Origin of the sequence: Gemmatimonas sp. (assembly GCF_036405635.1) — a bacterium.
Classification (GTDB): Bacteria; Gemmatimonadota; Gemmatimonadetes; order Gemmatimonadales; family Gemmatimonadaceae; genus Gemmatimonas.
Map to the genome: position 1 here is coordinate 1 of NZ_DASWXE010000128.1, position 14577 is coordinate 14577.

Annotated in this window: 12 protein-coding genes; 2 read left to right on the forward strand and 10 right to left on the reverse strand. The window is 66.3% G+C overall.

The genetic code is table 11. From position 1 onward, the window contains the following. The 7 genes from VGE27_RS10935 to VGE27_RS10965 form a co-directional block, all read right to left on the reverse strand. Window positions 1-643: phosphate ABC transporter ATP-binding protein (locus VGE27_RS10935; protein WP_331049687.1), on the reverse strand; the 643-nt coding region annotated here is incomplete at its 3' end. Continuing rightward, window positions 636-1538 carry a phosphate ABC transporter permease PstA gene (gene pstA / locus VGE27_RS10940; protein WP_331049688.1) on the reverse strand — a complete coding sequence of 301 codons (903 nt, stop codon included), beginning with the start codon at window positions 1536-1538 and terminating at the stop codon, window positions 636-638. The genes VGE27_RS10935 and pstA, both read right to left, overlap by 8 nt. After that, a complete protein-coding gene (pstC, locus tag VGE27_RS10945; RefSeq protein WP_331049689.1) occupies window positions 1535-2458 on the reverse strand; it encodes a phosphate ABC transporter permease subunit PstC in 924 nt (307 codons plus the stop codon). Before pstC ends, pstA begins: the two co-directional genes overlap by 4 nt. A 10-nt stretch (window positions 2459-2468) precedes the next feature. After that, complete coding sequence (gene pstS / locus VGE27_RS10950) at window positions 2469-3608, reverse strand: phosphate ABC transporter substrate-binding protein PstS (RefSeq protein ID WP_331049690.1); 1140 nt, start codon at window positions 3606-3608, stop codon at window positions 2469-2471. A 2-nt stretch (window positions 3609-3610) separates the two neighbouring features. Beyond that, window positions 3611-4273 carry a hypothetical protein gene (locus VGE27_RS10955; protein ID WP_331049691.1) on the reverse strand — a complete coding sequence of 221 codons (663 nt, stop codon included), beginning with the start codon at window positions 4271-4273 and terminating at the stop codon, window positions 3611-3613. 171 nt (window positions 4274-4444) lie between these two features. Then, entirely contained in the window at window positions 4445-6451 is a 2007-nt protein-coding gene (locus VGE27_RS10960) for a hypothetical protein (RefSeq protein WP_331049692.1), read from the reverse strand. Window positions 6452-6658: 207 nt separating this feature from the next. Then, entirely contained in the window at window positions 6659-9460 is a 2802-nt protein-coding gene (locus VGE27_RS10965; RefSeq protein WP_331049693.1) for a TonB-dependent receptor, read from the reverse strand. 263 nt (window positions 9461-9723) lie between these two features. Between VGE27_RS10965 and VGE27_RS10970 the strand changes: the two genes are divergently transcribed. After that, on the forward strand, window positions 9724-10563 hold the full coding sequence (locus tag VGE27_RS10970; protein ID WP_331049694.1) for an NAD-dependent protein deacylase: 840 nt from the start codon (window positions 9724-9726) through the stop codon (window positions 10561-10563). On the opposite strand, the gene VGE27_RS10975 is transcribed toward VGE27_RS10970, so the two are convergent. Genes VGE27_RS10975 through udk form a run of 3 tightly spaced genes read right to left on the reverse strand, consistent with a single transcriptional unit; the run spans window position 10551 to window position 13393 of the window. After that, on the reverse strand, window positions 10551-11978 hold the full coding sequence (locus VGE27_RS10975; RefSeq protein ID WP_331049695.1) for a sensor histidine kinase: 1428 nt from the start codon (window positions 11976-11978) through the stop codon (window positions 10551-10553). The genes VGE27_RS10970 and VGE27_RS10975 overlap by 13 nt on opposite strands. Window positions 11979-11994: 16 nt before the next feature. Further along, window positions 11995-12714 (reverse strand): response regulator transcription factor, encoded by a 720-nt coding sequence (locus VGE27_RS10980; RefSeq protein WP_331049696.1) that lies wholly within the window; start codon window positions 12712-12714, stop codon window positions 11995-11997. A gap of 7 nt (window positions 12715-12721) precedes the next feature. Then, a complete protein-coding gene (gene udk, locus VGE27_RS10985; RefSeq protein ID WP_331049697.1) occupies window positions 12722-13393 on the reverse strand; it encodes a uridine kinase in 672 nt (223 codons plus the stop codon). Window positions 13394-13682: 289 nt separating this feature from the next. Here udk and VGE27_RS10990 point away from each other — a divergent pair. Further along, on the forward strand, window positions 13683-14577 hold an 895-nt coding region (locus VGE27_RS10990; RefSeq protein ID WP_331049698.1), incomplete at its 3' end, for a metallophosphoesterase.

Below are 14577 nucleotides of genomic sequence, written 5' to 3' on the forward strand. Positions count from 1 at the left end.
GCAGGTCGTACAGCAGCTCTTCGATGCGCTGTGTCGCAATGGGGTCGAGCGATGCCGTGGGTTCATCGAGCAGCAGCACGTCCGGATTGACAGCCAGCGCGCGGGCAATGCACAGGCGTTGCTGCTGACCCCCCGACAAAGCCATGGCACTGCCGTGCAAACGGTCGGCCACTTCGCGCCACAACCCAGCGCGTTCGAGGGCATCCTCCACCGCGTGCTCGAGTGCGGCGCGCGAGGTACCCGGCCGGCCCACCCGTACACCCGCGGCGACATTGTCGAAGATGGACTGCGTGACGAACGGCGTCGGATATTGGAATACCATGCCGATGCGCTGGCGGAGTGCGCTCACGTCGGTGCCGTGGGCGTAGACATCGGTCAGGCGCTGCGGCTCGCAGAGCGAGACATGACCACGCACCCAGGCATTGGCATCACGCTCATGCAGGCGGTTGATGCACCGGAGCGCCGTGGACTTGCCGCACCCTGACGGACCAATCAGGGCGGTGACGCGACCCGGTTCGGCGGTGAGCGACATGCCATACAGCACATTGCGCGGGCCAAATCCGGCACTGAGGCGCTCGATCCGCACGGCGGGTGGTTGCGGCTTCACCGAGGCCCCAGCCGTGTTCTCGCGGGCTTCAGCCATTGGTGGATCTGCTGCCGCGGACGGTGGCGAAGAGGCGCGCCCGGGCACGCAATACGGCACGGGTGCCGAGTCCGATGCCGGCGACGAGCAGCAGCAACAGCAAAGCACCAGCCCATGCATGTCCGCGCCATTCCTCATACGGGCTTTGCGCGTAGGCATAGATCTGCAGCGGCAGGGCTGCGATGGGGCGTGACGGGTCGAGCGACCAGAACGGATTGCCGAACGCCGTGAAGAGCAGGGGTGCCGTTTCGCCGGCCACGCGCGCGAGCGCCACAAAGATGGACGTGACGACGCCGGGCATCGCCGTGCGCAATACGATGGCCAGCGCGGTGCGCCACTGTGGGTAGCCTAGTGCCAGAGCGGCCTCGGCCAGTGAGGCGGGCACCAGGCGCACCATCTCCTCTGTTGCGCGCGTGACCAGCGGGATGACGAGCAGGCCAAGGGCAACACCGCCGGCCCACGCCGAGAAGTGTCCAGCGGGACGTACGATCAGTTCCCACGCCACAATGCCCATGACGATGGATGGCAAGCCACCGAGCACATCGGCGAGCAAGCGCACCAGACGGGCAAAGCGTGTAGTGCCGTGTTCGGACAGGTGCAGGCCGGCGCCGATGCCCACGGGCACGGCGATACCCAAGGCGATGATCACGAGCAGTGCCGAGCCGGCGATACCGTTGGCCACACCGCCGCCGCGCACACCCGGAGGCGCGGGCACTCGGGTGAGGAAAGTCGGCGTGATTTGTCCGATGCCGTGCACCACGAGATGCGCGAGGATCAACAGCAGGGGCAGCAACGCCACGATACCCGCCGTCCAGGCGAGGGCGGTCATGAGCAGACCGTGACGACGACGTTGCGCGCCGAGGCGCACGTGTTCGCTGATGGTACCCGGCTTCATGCGAGGTCACCCCGGTTGCTCTGCCCGACACCCGTCACGAGCATGCGCGCCAGCAGGTTCACCACCAGCGTCACCACGAGTAGCAGCAATGCAACCGCCATCAACGCAGAGAGGTGTGTGGCGTCGGAGGCTTCGGCAAACTCATTGGCCAGCATGGCGGCCATGGTGTAGGCCGGTGCGAACAGCGAGTCGGGAATCGCGTGGCGATTGCCGATCACCATGGTGACGGCCATCGTCTCACCGAGTGCGCGACCCAGCCCCAGGATGACGCCGCCAAACAGGCCCGTTCGTGCAGCGGGGAAGACCGCATCGCGAATCATCTCCCATCGCGTGGCACCGAGTGCCAGCGCGGCTTCGCGCTGGGCGCGGGGCACGGCGAGAATCACATCGCGACTGACGCTCGCGATGTAGGGCAGCACCATGATTGCCAGAATGAGCGAGGCCGCCAGCAGGCTGGGGCCATATGCGGGACCACCGAGACCGGGGATCCACGACAGGTGTGCGATCGTCCACGGCATCACCATCGCGCGCAGGAATGGCACGAGGATGAAGATGCCCCACAATCCGTATACCACCGACGGAATCGCGGCGAGCAGATTCACCAGGAACGACAGCGGTTCACGCAGCGGGCGCGGCGCGATTTCGGTGGACAGCAGCGCGACGCCGATGCCCAGCGGGGCCGCGATGGCGAGCGCGATGGCGGAGGAGAGCAACGTGCCGGCAATCAGTGGGGCGGCACCGAAGCGGTGGTGCGGCACATCCCACGTCGAATCGGTGAACAGCGTGCCGATGGACGTGGCGAGTGTCGGCCAGGCACCAATCAGCAGCACACCACCAAGCAACAGGAGCACCGCCGGAATTGCGGCGGCGCAGCAGGCGGTCAGGGTCTGATAGAGCCGGTCGGCCGAGCGGGTGGGCATCACCTCAAAGCTAGGGGCGTGTCACCGACGGCGAGAGCAGTTCTTCCACCTGATCGACCACGCGCGTGGCGGCATCGGAGGGCAGGGGCACATAGCCCAGGGTGGAGGCCAGGTCGCCGTTTTCCAGTAGCGCCCAGCGCAGGAACGAGGCGAGCTGCTGTGACTTGACCGGTCCGATGGCATCCGGCGCGATCAGCATCCAGGTAAACGACGCAATCGGGTACGACTGCGCACCGGGCGCGTCCACCAGGGACATACGGAGGTCGGTCGCCGATGTGCGCTCGGAGGCGAGGCGATCGAGTACGCTGGTGGCGGCGGTGGCGATCTCGAAGGGCATGGGCGATACGAAACGACCGGCCTGATTGCGGATATGCGCCACCGGCAAGCGATTTTGCCGCGCGTAGACGACCTCGAGATAGCCGATGGCGCCTGGCATCTGCTTCACCTGTCCAGCGACGCCTTCATTGCCCTTGCCGCCAATGCCGGCGGGCCAGGGCACTTCCTTGCCGCGACCCGGTCCTGCGGCCCATGGGGGGCTCACCGTGGTGAGGTAGTCGCTGAAGATGTACGACGTGCCGCTGCCATCGGCGCGATGCACCACGAGGATGTCCGTCGCGGGCAGCGCCACCTTGGGGTTGAGCGCAGCCAGTCGCGCGTCATTCCACTTGGTGAGCTTGCCGAGAAAGATGTCGGCGATGACGTCCGCACTGAGGTTGAGCGGACGGGTGAGCTCGGGGAGGTTGTACGTGATCGCGACGGCGCCGACGACGGTGGGGATGTGCAGGATGCGCATCTTCGCCGCGGCGAGTTCGGTGTCCGTCATCGGGACATCGGTTGCCCCAAAGTCGACCGTGCGCGCGACCACTTGCCGGATGCCCGCGCCGGAACCGATGGACTGATAGTTGATGCGGGTGTTCGATGTCTTGGCGTACTCGTTGAACCAGCGCGCATACAGCGGATAGGGAAACGTCGCGCCGGCGCCGGTGATGTCCACGCGGGTCGACGTCATCACGTTGCCCTGGTCCGCGCCTGCCGAATCGGCGCGCTGCGACGACGGACGATCACCAGCGCAGGCGGCGGCCATGCACAGCAGGAGCGCGCCGCCGAGGGCGCTACGGCAGGCCACCCGAGAGGGCGCAAACGAGAGCATGATCAGATCCGGTTGGCGAATCCCATGAACTTGAAGCGGCCGTCACGTTCGATGACGCTGCCGAACAGGTTGCCTTCGAGCGGGGCTTTGCCGGGTGCGACGAAGCGCACTTCGCAACGCGTGTGCAAGAGATTGCGTCCTGCGGTGTCGGGTGCCGAAGGGCAACGCAGCTTGCTCACGGCAATGGTGCTACCACTCAGCCGATTCACCAGCTGCCGCGCGCCCTTGTCGGACGAGGCCAGGATCTGCCCCCACAACAATTCCGGTGGCGCCTCGTAGGGCGGCTTGCTCATGGGGGAATCGGGATAGTACAGGTACGCAAACTCCTGCCGGTTGAGCACCATCGCATTGAGATCGGTGGTGTCGTTCGTGCTGACGGCGTGCGCCAGTCGCGCGACGAGCTGTTCGAGCGACGCACTCGCGTGTTGCAGCGAATCCACCGCCGGCAAGTCGGTGCGGAAGCGGCGCACATGCTCCTCGATGGGCAGGATCGAGTCGACCACACCACCGGCAGCGACGACCTCCTTCACGTGATCGGCCTGGTCCTTTGCTGCCTGTTCATCGGGCGTGAGCTCGGGCGAGGAGCAGGCGGTAGCGACGGCGATCAGTGGGGCGATCAACGCGGCCCTGGCGGTCGTGCGGAGAGTACTGGAGAAGAAACGCATCTATTGGCTCATCGGTGTTGATACCGCTGGTAATGCTGCACGAACGGCCGGTGCCCGTAGATGGGAACCGGCCGTTCGGACTGCAGAAAATTACATCGGATCTGGAGAAGCCGTGCTGTCGGAACCGGAATGCCATCTGGAGCATCCCGGTTCACGACCATGCACTATGCCTTAGTTGCGGGCGTAGCTCGTCCAGTTGGCCCACCACTTCGCGCCGGACGGCGCGGCGGCGCCGCGGTACGTCGTCGGCGTGATGAACGTGCCCGCACGGGCCGCGATGCGCGGATCGGCAGCAAAGGTGCTCAGGCCACCCGTAGCGATCGGCGAGCTGGCGGCAGGCGTCCAATCGAAGTTGGCGCCCGTCGTCGTGGCCGAACCGGCCGGGAGCGACGTGAAGAGGCTGGCGGCGGTCACAGCAGCCGCAGCGACTTCGTTGGTCTGGCCACGGCCCGTGAAGGCCGATTCCTGACCGAAGTTCGTGCCGGTCGGATCGAACACCACACCGCCGTTCTGCGAGCCGTTCTCGGCGAGGTAGTTGCTCTTGAAGATGAGCGAGTCGACGAGGAAACGGTTGTTCGTGGTCGAGTCACGCATCGAGATGGCCTGACGCGGCCAGCGCGCGATCACACCGTTGATGTAGTAGCCACCCGTACCGCGGCGGAGGACCACACCCACACCGCCGTTCGCCGGCGTCGTCTGCGTGCCACCCACGCCGATCAGCGTGTAGTTGGCCATCACGTTCATGTTCCACAGGCCATCAGCCTGACCCGAGCTCTGCGCGTTGCCGCCGGCCGGGGCCGTGCAACCACCACCGTTGCAACCGTCAACTTCGAAGCCCTGCGGGTCAGCCGACACGGCACCTGCGCCAGCGCGTGGCGTGATGTACGTGGACTGGTAGGCGATCAGGAACTGGTTACGGCCACGGTAGCCTTCTGACGTGTCGAAGTGGTCGTCGCCCGACTCGTAGGAGATCAGGTACTTGCCGTCCACCGTGCCACCGAACCACTCGAACGAGTCATCGAGGCCAGCCACCGACTGCAGGTATTCGAACGTCGTGCCGCTGCCCACTGCGGCGAACGTGAACGAGTTGAGTTCGGCGTCCGGCAGCGTCGCATAGCCGGCGAACTCGACGCGCACATAGCGCAGCGTGCCGCTGTTGTCGGCGTCATTCGTGCCACCCGTGTAGACCACACCAGCCGGGTTCGCACCAACCACCGAGCCATCCGAACCTTCGACGATGATGTTGCCCGTGCGGTTGTTGCGCGCGTTGCCGACGATGATCAGACCGCCCCAGTCACCGGGCGAGCGGTTGCCAGCGCTACGCTGCGACGTCATCACGATCGGCGCCGCTTCGGTGCCGTTCGCCACGATGCGGGCGCCACGCAGGACGAACAGCGCCGAGCCGAGGGCCGTGGTGTCACCGACGATCTTGGTGCCGGCGTTCACGGTCAGCGTCGCGCCGCTGTTCACGTACACGAAGCCACGGAGTACGTAGTTCGTGTCCGCCGTCAGCGTGCGGTTGGCGGCGATGGAGCCGCTCAGCGTCACCGACGGGTTCGCGGCGACCGCGTACGCCACCGACGCGGTGGTCGTGCCACCTGCCGTGACGTTGGCCGGCGAGCCCGTCACCGTGCCCGTGTAGCGCACGTTGTTGTTCGTCACGGCAGCCGCCGTCACGGTGTAGCTGCCCGTCGGGACGGTCGCCGTGCTCGTGGCGGTGCGGGCCTGGTTGTAGTTGTTCGGGCCCGTGATCGTCACCGCGCCATTCACACCAGCCGGAAGGCCGGTCACGTTCACCGTCAGCGTGCCCGTGGTCGGCGCCGCGGCCGTGTAGGTCACTGTCACTGCCGTCGAGCCACCCGCCGTGACCGTCGCCGGCGAACCGGTGACCGTCGCGTTGTACGTCACACTGCTCGCCGTCACGGCGGCCGCAGCCACCGTGTAGGTGCCGGCCGGAACGGACGCCGACGTGGAAGCGGTTGCGGTCTGGTTGTAGTTGCTCGGACCGGTGATCGTCACGGCCGCGTTGGTGCCGGCAGGAAGCCCGCTCACGTTGACGGCCAGCGTGCCGGTGGTCGGCTGCACTGGATCGTCGTCGTCGCTGCAGGCCGCGAGGGCGCCCATGGCCAGGAAGGCCACTGCCATGGCGCGGAGGCGCACGAAAGAAGTCATCTGCATGTCGAGAGAGTGAGTGAAATGGCGCGGACAACGGGAGTCATCCGCTGCAAGCGAAAGAACGCGAGACATTGTGCCGTCAACGTCATGGCCCGGTCACGGTTGTGTCACCGTGCCGGGCCATGCGTTCCATCTCGTGATATGACGCACCTGCACACGCAACAGGCCGCTGCAACTGCGCGTGCGAGCGCAGCCGCAGCGGCCTGTGTGTTACTGACGCCAGGAGAAGCCCATCGAGAAGTTGCGACCGGCGTTGTAGCCTTCGCGCTCGAGGTTGCCCTGCATGAAACGATAGCGTGCGTCGAGGATGTTGCGTGCATCGACGCGGCCCGTGAGGCTGCCCAGCACCGGGAAGCGCAGCGACAGGTCCACCACATGACGCGGCATTTCCACGATGTTCGGCAGCGGGAGCACGCCGGCAGCGTAGATGCGCTCACCCACCACATTGTAGAGCACCGTGGCGTTCGTGCTGCCGCTGAGGTTCGAGTACGAGAGACCGGCGTTCACCACATACGGCGCCTGACCCACGAGGCGGCGCGTCTTGTCGGTCACCGTCAGGCCCTGCAGCGTGTCGAGATCAACCGACGACCGCATGAGCGTCACGTTGCTGAACGCGGTGAACGGAGCGGCCCACTCGCCGAACATGGCCAGCGACTTCCGGGCTTCGAGTTCCACGCCGAGGTTGACGGCCTGCAGCGCGTTCTGGAAGCGCGCCTGATACGCTCCCGACGTGGCCGACTCGACGCGCTCGATCGGACGATCAAAACGCTTCGCGAACACGCCGATGCTAAACACTTCGCCCGGCGTCGGGAACGCTTCCCAGCGCAGGTCGTAGTTGTCGATCAGCGAGCGCACCAGCTTGTCGTTACCCGTGACCGAGACGCCACCGAGCACGTCGCGGAACGTCACCGGTGCCAGTTCACGGTATTCCGGGCGAGCCAGCGTGCGCGTGATACCGAAGCGCAGGTTCTGGTTTTCCGTGAGCTTCGTGTTGAGCAGCAGCGAGGGCAGCACATCGGTGTTGTTCAGATCTGCCACTGCCGTGAAGCCACCCTGCGTGCTCGACTGCACGTTGATGTCGGCCTGTTCCACACGGGCGCCGGCAATCACCCGCACGCGGCTGCCGATGCCCCAATCCGTCATGAGGTAGCCGGCCGTGGTACGGTCGGTGGCTGTGTACGAGCCGGCCTGACCGATCGGCTGGACATTGATCAGCGAGCAGTTGCCACATGCCTGAGCCGCACCGAAGATCACATCGGGCGTTTGGGTGCGCACACTTTCGTCGGCGCGTGAGAGGAACGCGTAGATGGGCGCCTGGGCGGTGCGATCGGTGGACCGCATGTAGGCGCCGAACTTGACGACGTTCTGGTTCGCAATCGCACCGATGTTCATCGTGTGATCGAACTGCACCGTCGCGTTGTTTTCCTGCAGGTCGAAGTACAGACGGCGCGCGCCATCGAGCGACGAGAGCAGCGAATACTTGCCGGTGCCATCACGCGAATAGACGATGTCGGAACGATCCGGTTCCTTGCGCGAGGTGTTCGCGTAGGTGGCCGACCAGGCCGTCTTGTTGCGCTCACCGAGCTGGTGCTCACCCTGCAGGTTGGCCGTGGCCACACCACGCTCCACATACCGCAGCGTGGTACGGGCAATGCTGTCGGCCAGGTTTTCGTCGAAGCCGCGATCCATGCGTGCTTCGTTGTCAGCGCTTCGCGTGGCCGTGGTGTTGAGCGAGAATCGATTGCCCTTGCCCACGATCGTGGAGAAGTTCGCAATGCCGCCCCACTGGATGCTCGAGCGACCGGTCTGACCTTCCACCTGCGTCAGGGGAACGACGGTGTTGTTCGGGCCCTGATTGCCCACCGCGAAGCGCTCATTGGCGCGCACTTCTTCCGAGTAGCCGTAGTTCGCGCTCAGCACGTAGCCGATGCGACGGCCCAGAATGGTGTTGCCGCCCGTGGACGCACCAAAGGAACCGTTCATGCCACCCGCGCGCGGCGTCGCATTCCAGACGTTGCGCTGCTCCAGCGCCATCTGGTTGTACGTCGCCTGCGAGATGTTGGACATGAAGTTGGCCTGCGAGATCGCCGACGGAATGCGGCGCGAGCTCGACGCCATGCCGAACAGTTCACCACCGGCGCGCGGTGCGAACGGCAGCACCTGGCCGCGCACCGACGTGTTGGCGCCGAACGACGTGGTGTAGTTGATCTGGCGACGGGCCGGGAATTCACGCGTGCGGATGTTCACGTTGGCACCGGCGAAGTCACCTGGCTGGTCCGGCGTGAACGTCTTGCTCGTGGTCACATCCTGCAGCAGCCCGGCCGGGAACAGGTCGAGCGGCACCACCTTGCGCTCGGGCTCCGGGCTCGGGATGCGCGCACCGTTCAGCGACGCTGTGGTGTAGCGCTCGCCAAGACCACGCACCTGCAGATACTTGCCATCCTGCACCGTCACGCCGCTCACGCGCTGCGCCGCCTGCGCCGCATCGCTGTCCGGACTGCGTGCGATCTGCTCGGCCGTGATGGCGTTCACCACGTTCGTGGCGTTCTTCTGCTGGTTGAGGGCCTCCGATACCGTGCCCTTTTCCTTGGTGGCCGTGACGCTCACGGCGGCGAGCTGCACATCGGCGCTGGAGAGCGTGACGTCCTGCTCGATGGTGCCGTTGGCCGGTACGATCAGACCCGTGATCGTCTTCGGGCCGTAGCCGATGCGGCGCACCTGCAAGGTGACCGTGCCCGCAGGGATGCGGACGATGGTATAACGGCCGTCGATGCCGGACTGGATACCGAGTCCGGTGCCAACCACCTGAATCTGCGCGGCCGTGATACCCTGGCCGGTGGCCGCATCGAGAATGCGACCGGTGATGCGACCGTTCTGCGCGTCCGTTGCCGGAGCGGCCGCAGCGGCCTGTGCATGAACCAACGTGGGGACGACGGTGGTAACGACGGCGGCCGTGATCGCCAGCATCAGATGACGCGCAACACGGTGCAGTGCGTAAGCCTTGGTCCGCATGGGAGTACGTGGAGACAGAGGAGACAAGCAGCGCGACGCGATCGGTCGACCGACGTCGGATGCCCCAAAGCTCCGTGACTCAGGTTTCAAACAACGCACGGCTGTGCAACAACTGTGTCACAGCCGCCGGGGCTGGCTGGAAACACGGAACGCACCGGAAACGCGATGGCTCGCCCGTTTGCCCGACACTGGAACGGCTCCGTCACAATTCTGGTCGTCTCCTTCTGGTGCGGGCGATGCCCATGTGGTATAGTCGCGACCCTATGGTGCCCCCTGATCCGACGACCCATCGCCGGCGTGTCGCGTCGCCGCCGCCGACCGATCCCCAGACCCGGGCCGAGGCGCTCTCTGTGGCGGCCAAGGCCTTACGGGCTGCCGAGCACGTCTGTGTGCTGACCGGCGCCGGGATATCCGCTGAGAGCGGGATCCCGACATTCCGCGAGGCGCAGACCGGCCTGTGGGCAAAGTTTTCGCCCCAGGAGCTGGCCACGCCACAAGCGTTTTCGTCCCATCCGTCACGGGTGTGGCAGTGGTATGCGATGCGACGGGCCATGGTCAGGGCGGCCCAGCCCAATCCGGGGCATGCGGCACTGCTCAGCCTGGCGCTGCGCGTGGCGCACTGCACCATCATCACGCAGAACGTGGACGACCTGCACGAGCGGTCTGGTGTGCGGGAGCCCATTCGGCTGCACGGGTCGCTCATGCACATCCGGTGCAGTCAGGGGTGCGTCGGGAGCGTGCTCGCGCCGGAAGAGCCGACGGCGGAGGTACCCAAGTGCCCGCAGTGCGGTGCGCTGATGCGTCCGGACGTGGTGTGGTTTGGCGAGGGGCTGCCGATGGGACCATTCGGCGCGGCCCGCGACGCGGCGGTGGCGTGTGATGTGTTTCTGTCGGTGGGCACGTCCAACATCGTGGAGCCGGCGGCGTCGCTGCCGTGGATTTCCGCGACGCATGGGGCGACGGTCATCGTCGTGAATCCCACCATGGAAGGACAGCGCAAGGGACCGTCGATTCTGCCGATCGAAGGACCGGCGGGCGTGATGCTGCCGCGGCTGATTGCGGAGGCCTTTGCGGGCCGCCGTCCGCGGCGTCAGGCGGAGTAGGCCGACCCCGATTCTGCCTTGGGCAGCCAGGCCTGAATCGTCGTGCCCACCTGCAGCGTGCTCTCGGCACGCACCCGACCGCCGTGGGCTTCTGCCAGGTGGCGCACGATGGACAACCCCAGCCCCGTGCCACCGGCCTCGCGCGAACGGGCCGGGTCGGCGCGGTAGAAGCGCTCGAAGATGCGGGGCAGGTGTTCGGCGCCGATGCCCACACCCGTGTCACGCACGCCAATCCATACGCCGCCGTCTTCCGGCGACGCGAGCAAGGTGACGCTGCCAGTGGGCGTATGTCGCAACGCATTCTCGGCCAGGTTGGTGAGAATCTGCCTAGCGGCCGTGGGGTCGGCGTACAACCGCTCGGCGCCCGGTGCGATCTCGACGCGGAGCTCCACCCCTTTGGTGGCGGCGGGGCGCTCGAGCGGTGCCGTGATTTCGGCCGCCAGCGCAGCCACATCGAGTTCCGTGGGGTTGGGCAGCCAGCCACCTGATTCGATGCGCGACAGATCGAGCAGGTCGTCCACGATGCGCTGCATGCGGCGCACACTGGCTTCCATCATCTGCAGGAACTGCGTGCGCAACTCGGGTGGAAGTTCGGCGTCCTGCAGCGTCTCCACGAAGCCGCCGATCACGGTGAGCGGTGTGCGCAGTTCGTGTGATACGTTGGCCACGAAGTCGCGTCGCACGGCCTCGAGGCGGCGCACGGGCGTGAGATCGTACAACGCGAGCACCGCTCCACCATCGGGCAACGGACGGGCGGTCAGCGACAGCGTCCGATCATCCACGCGAATTTCGCTGGGCGCCGCGACCGTGCCGGCGAGCGCGCCGGCCAGTGCCTCGCGCAGCATACGATCACGCGGCAGGTAATCGGCGGGGAAGGGCACGGCGTCTTTGAGCCGCAGCAGCTGGCGTCCTGTTTCATTGATGCGTACGACGCGTTGACGCACATCCACTGCCGCCACGCCCTCGTTGAGCGATTCCGTGAGGGCGACGAGCAGCGCCTCTTCCGAATGCAGCAACTGCAGGCGCGCATCGAGCTGCTCGGCCAGACGACGCAGCGCGTCGGCCAGATCGCCGACTTCACCACCGGCGATCGCGTGTGATGGACGTTGCGTGAGGTCGCCCGCCGCGAGACCTCGTGCGACATCACGCAGCTCTTCGATCGGGCGAGCCACCGGGCGGGCCAGCACCTGGGCCAGCACCACGCCGACGAGCAGCGAGGCGATGCCGGCGATGACGATATCCCGGCGAATGGCCGCCAGCATTTCGTCGGACGATTGGGTGGGTGTGGCACCGGCCCCCGGCCCCTCGGCGCGCACCCGCTCGGTGACACGCCGTTCTACTGTGACCAGCACGATCGCCATCAGCACGGTGGCGACGACGAAGCCGTTGAGAACGATCCGCTGGGTGAGTTTCACGTCGACCGGTTGGTGGTCAGACGAGGCGCGGCGCCGAAGCGCGCAGGCGGTAGCCGAAGCCGCGCACGGTCTCGATCAACTCACCGGCCGCGCCCAGCTTCGAGCGCAGGCGCTGCACGTGCATGTCCACGGTACGGGTCTGAATATCCGGTGCCGCTTCCCAGACCGTCTCCAGCAGGTGCCCGCTTCCCTGCACTCGTCCTCGTCGCTCGGCGAGCGTGAGCAGCAGCTTGAACTCGGTGGGCGTCAGTTCGACATCCATGCCATCCACCCGCACCGTCATGGCCGCGCGATCGATGTGCAGCGGACCGATCACCAGCGTGTCGGCACTGACCGGCGCGGCCGATCCGGTGCGCCGGAGAATGGCGCCCACCCGCAGCACCAGTTCAGCCGGAGAGAAAGGCTTGGTGAGGTAGTCGTCGGCGCCCAGCGACAGACCGCGAATGCGATCGGGTTCTTCGCGGCGGGCGGTCAACATGAGGACAGCCACTTCGCGGGTGCTGTCGTCGGCACGCAGCTGTTCGAGGACATCGAAGCCGGACATGCCGGGGAGCATCAGGTCGAGCACGATGAGCGACGGGCGTTCGCGTCGCGCGACTTCGAGCGCGTCGGATCCCGAGGCGGCCGTGGCCACCCGGTAGCCGGCCTTGGCCAGGTGATAGGCGACGAGGGCGACGATTTCTGGTTCGTCGTCGACGACGAGAATGCGATCGGCTGCTGGCGGTGCGGGGTTCATGCAGGGGTCAGGTCAAACCGGCCGCGGCCGGGGATGCCACGAAGGACTCATGCACCGCCGCGCGTTGCAGCAATCGTCGTTGAATCTTGGCGACGATCATCTCGACGGCCACGGTGTTGCTTCCTCCGCGGGGGACGATCACATCGGCGTAGCGTTTGCTGGGCTCCACGAACTGGAGATGCATCGGCTGCACCGTCGTGAGATACTGGTCGAGCACCGACTCCAGCGACCTTCCCCGTACCGCCGTATCGCGGCGAATGCGCCGGATGAGACGAATGTCGGGGTCGGCGTCCACGAAGACCTTCACTTCACACAGGGCCCGGATGTTGGCATCGACCAGAAGCAGAATGCCGTCGATGACCACCACATCCGCCGGTTCGATCCGCCGCGTGTGTGCGCTGCGGGAGTGCGTCGCGAACTCGTACAGCGGCATCTCGACGGCCTCGCCTCGGGCGAGCGTCGCGATATGGGTCGACAGCAGCTCCACATCGAAGGCATCGGGATGATCCCAATTGACCTGATGCAACTGGTCCAGTGTGAGGTGCCGAAAATCGCGGTAGTACGCATCCATTTCCAGGAATGCGACCGAGGCACCTGGGAGTGACTCGGCCACCTTGCGCGCCACCGTGGACTTGCCGGAGCCGGTTCCACCCGCGATGCCGATGATGAGCGGTTTCATGTACGGAATTGCGGGTTCGTGCGTGACACAGCAACCAACCTGCCCGGGCGTCGTGTCCGGATCGCCACGACCGTGTAACGAGCCTGTATCGGCGATCCGGAGCCGACCTGCGGTCCTACGGAACATCGCGGTACTACCGGGGACCCGGCAAGCTGACCAAGGGACGGAACTCGAAGATCGTCACGAAGCTGTCGCCGAGCCGTTTCGGGAGCGTTCGGGGGGCGTCGTCACCCGGTCCCGGACGGGTTCGCCCCTCCAAAGGACCCCTTTGAGCGACTAGCATTCCCCCATGGAACAACTGTCTGCTGGCCGCCATTGTCCGACCCGGCGCGCGCGCGCCGTGGCCGCCGCCCTGCTGCTGGGCGCCGCAGTTCCCGCTGCTCCCGTGATCGCCCAAGCGCCATCGGCGCGGGTGGATCTGGTTGTCGCGACCACCACCGACGTGCACGGTCGGCTCCGGGCGTGGGACTATTACGCCAGCGCCCCCGATTCGGCGCACTCCCTCGCCGCCGCCGCTACCATCGTCGACTCGGTGCGGGCCGCGCACCCTGGTCGCGTGGTGCTGGTGGAAGCCGGGGACATCCTGCAGGGCAATCCGCTGACCTACGTGGCGGCGCGTGTGTCTCCGCCGCCCGTGCATCCGGTCATCGCCTCGATGAATGTGATGCGCTACGACGCGGCGGTGCTCGGCAATCACGAGTTCAACTACGGTGTGCCGCTGCTCAAGCGGGCCATGGCCCAGGCGAGTTTTCCCTTTCTCGCCGCGAACGTCCAGAACGCCAACGGCAGCAACTTCGTGGCGCCATGGACGATGGTCACGCGGGCCGGGATCAAGGTGGCGATCGTGGGTGGCACCACACCCGGCTCGATGGTGTGGGATCGTGACAACCTGAAAGCGGCCGGCGTGACGGTGTCCGACATTGTGCCGGCGGTGAAGTCGTCCGTCGCTGCGGCCCGTCGGGCCAAAGCCGATGTGGTGATCGTGCTGCTGCATTCCGGCCTTGCCGAACCCGCCACCTACGACACCGTGGCGACGGGATTGCCGTCGGAGAATGTGTCGGCGCGCATTCCCAAGGAGATTCCGGGCGTCGATGTGGTGGTGTTCGGTCATTCCCACCGGGAGGTGGTGGACACCACGATTGGCGGCGCGCTGGTCATGCAGGCGCGTAACTGGGCGGGCTCCG

Excerpts from the sequence above, each read along its gene's own strand:
- pstA (WP_331049688.1), bottom strand. The coding sequence starts at position 1,538 with ATGAAGCCGGGTACCATCAGCGAACACGTGCGCCTCGGCGCGCAACGT.
- pstC (WP_331049689.1), bottom strand. The coding sequence starts at position 2,458 with ATGCCCACCCGCTCGGCCGACCGGCTCTATCAGACCCTGACCGCCTGC.
- pstS (WP_331049690.1), bottom strand. The coding sequence starts at position 3,608 with ATGCTCTCGTTTGCGCCCTCTCGGGTGGCCTGCCGTAGCGCCCTCGGC.
- VGE27_RS10955 (WP_331049691.1), bottom strand. The coding sequence starts at position 4,273 with ATGCGTTTCTTCTCCAGTACTCTCCGCACGACCGCCAGGGCCGCGTTG.
- VGE27_RS10960 (WP_331049692.1), bottom strand. The coding sequence starts at position 6,451 with ATGCAGATGACTTCTTTCGTGCGCCTCCGCGCCATGGCAGTGGCCTTC.
- VGE27_RS10965 (WP_331049693.1), bottom strand. The coding sequence starts at position 9,460 with ATGCGGACCAAGGCTTACGCACTGCACCGTGTTGCGCGTCATCTGATG.
- VGE27_RS10970 (WP_331049694.1), top strand. The coding sequence starts at position 9,724 with ATGGTGCCCCCTGATCCGACGACCCATCGCCGGCGTGTCGCGTCGCCG.
- VGE27_RS10980 (WP_331049696.1), bottom strand. The coding sequence starts at position 12,714 with ATGAACCCCGCACCGCCAGCAGCCGATCGCATTCTCGTCGTCGACGAC.
- udk (WP_331049697.1), bottom strand. The coding sequence starts at position 13,393 with ATGAAACCGCTCATCATCGGCATCGCGGGTGGAACCGGCTCCGGCAAG.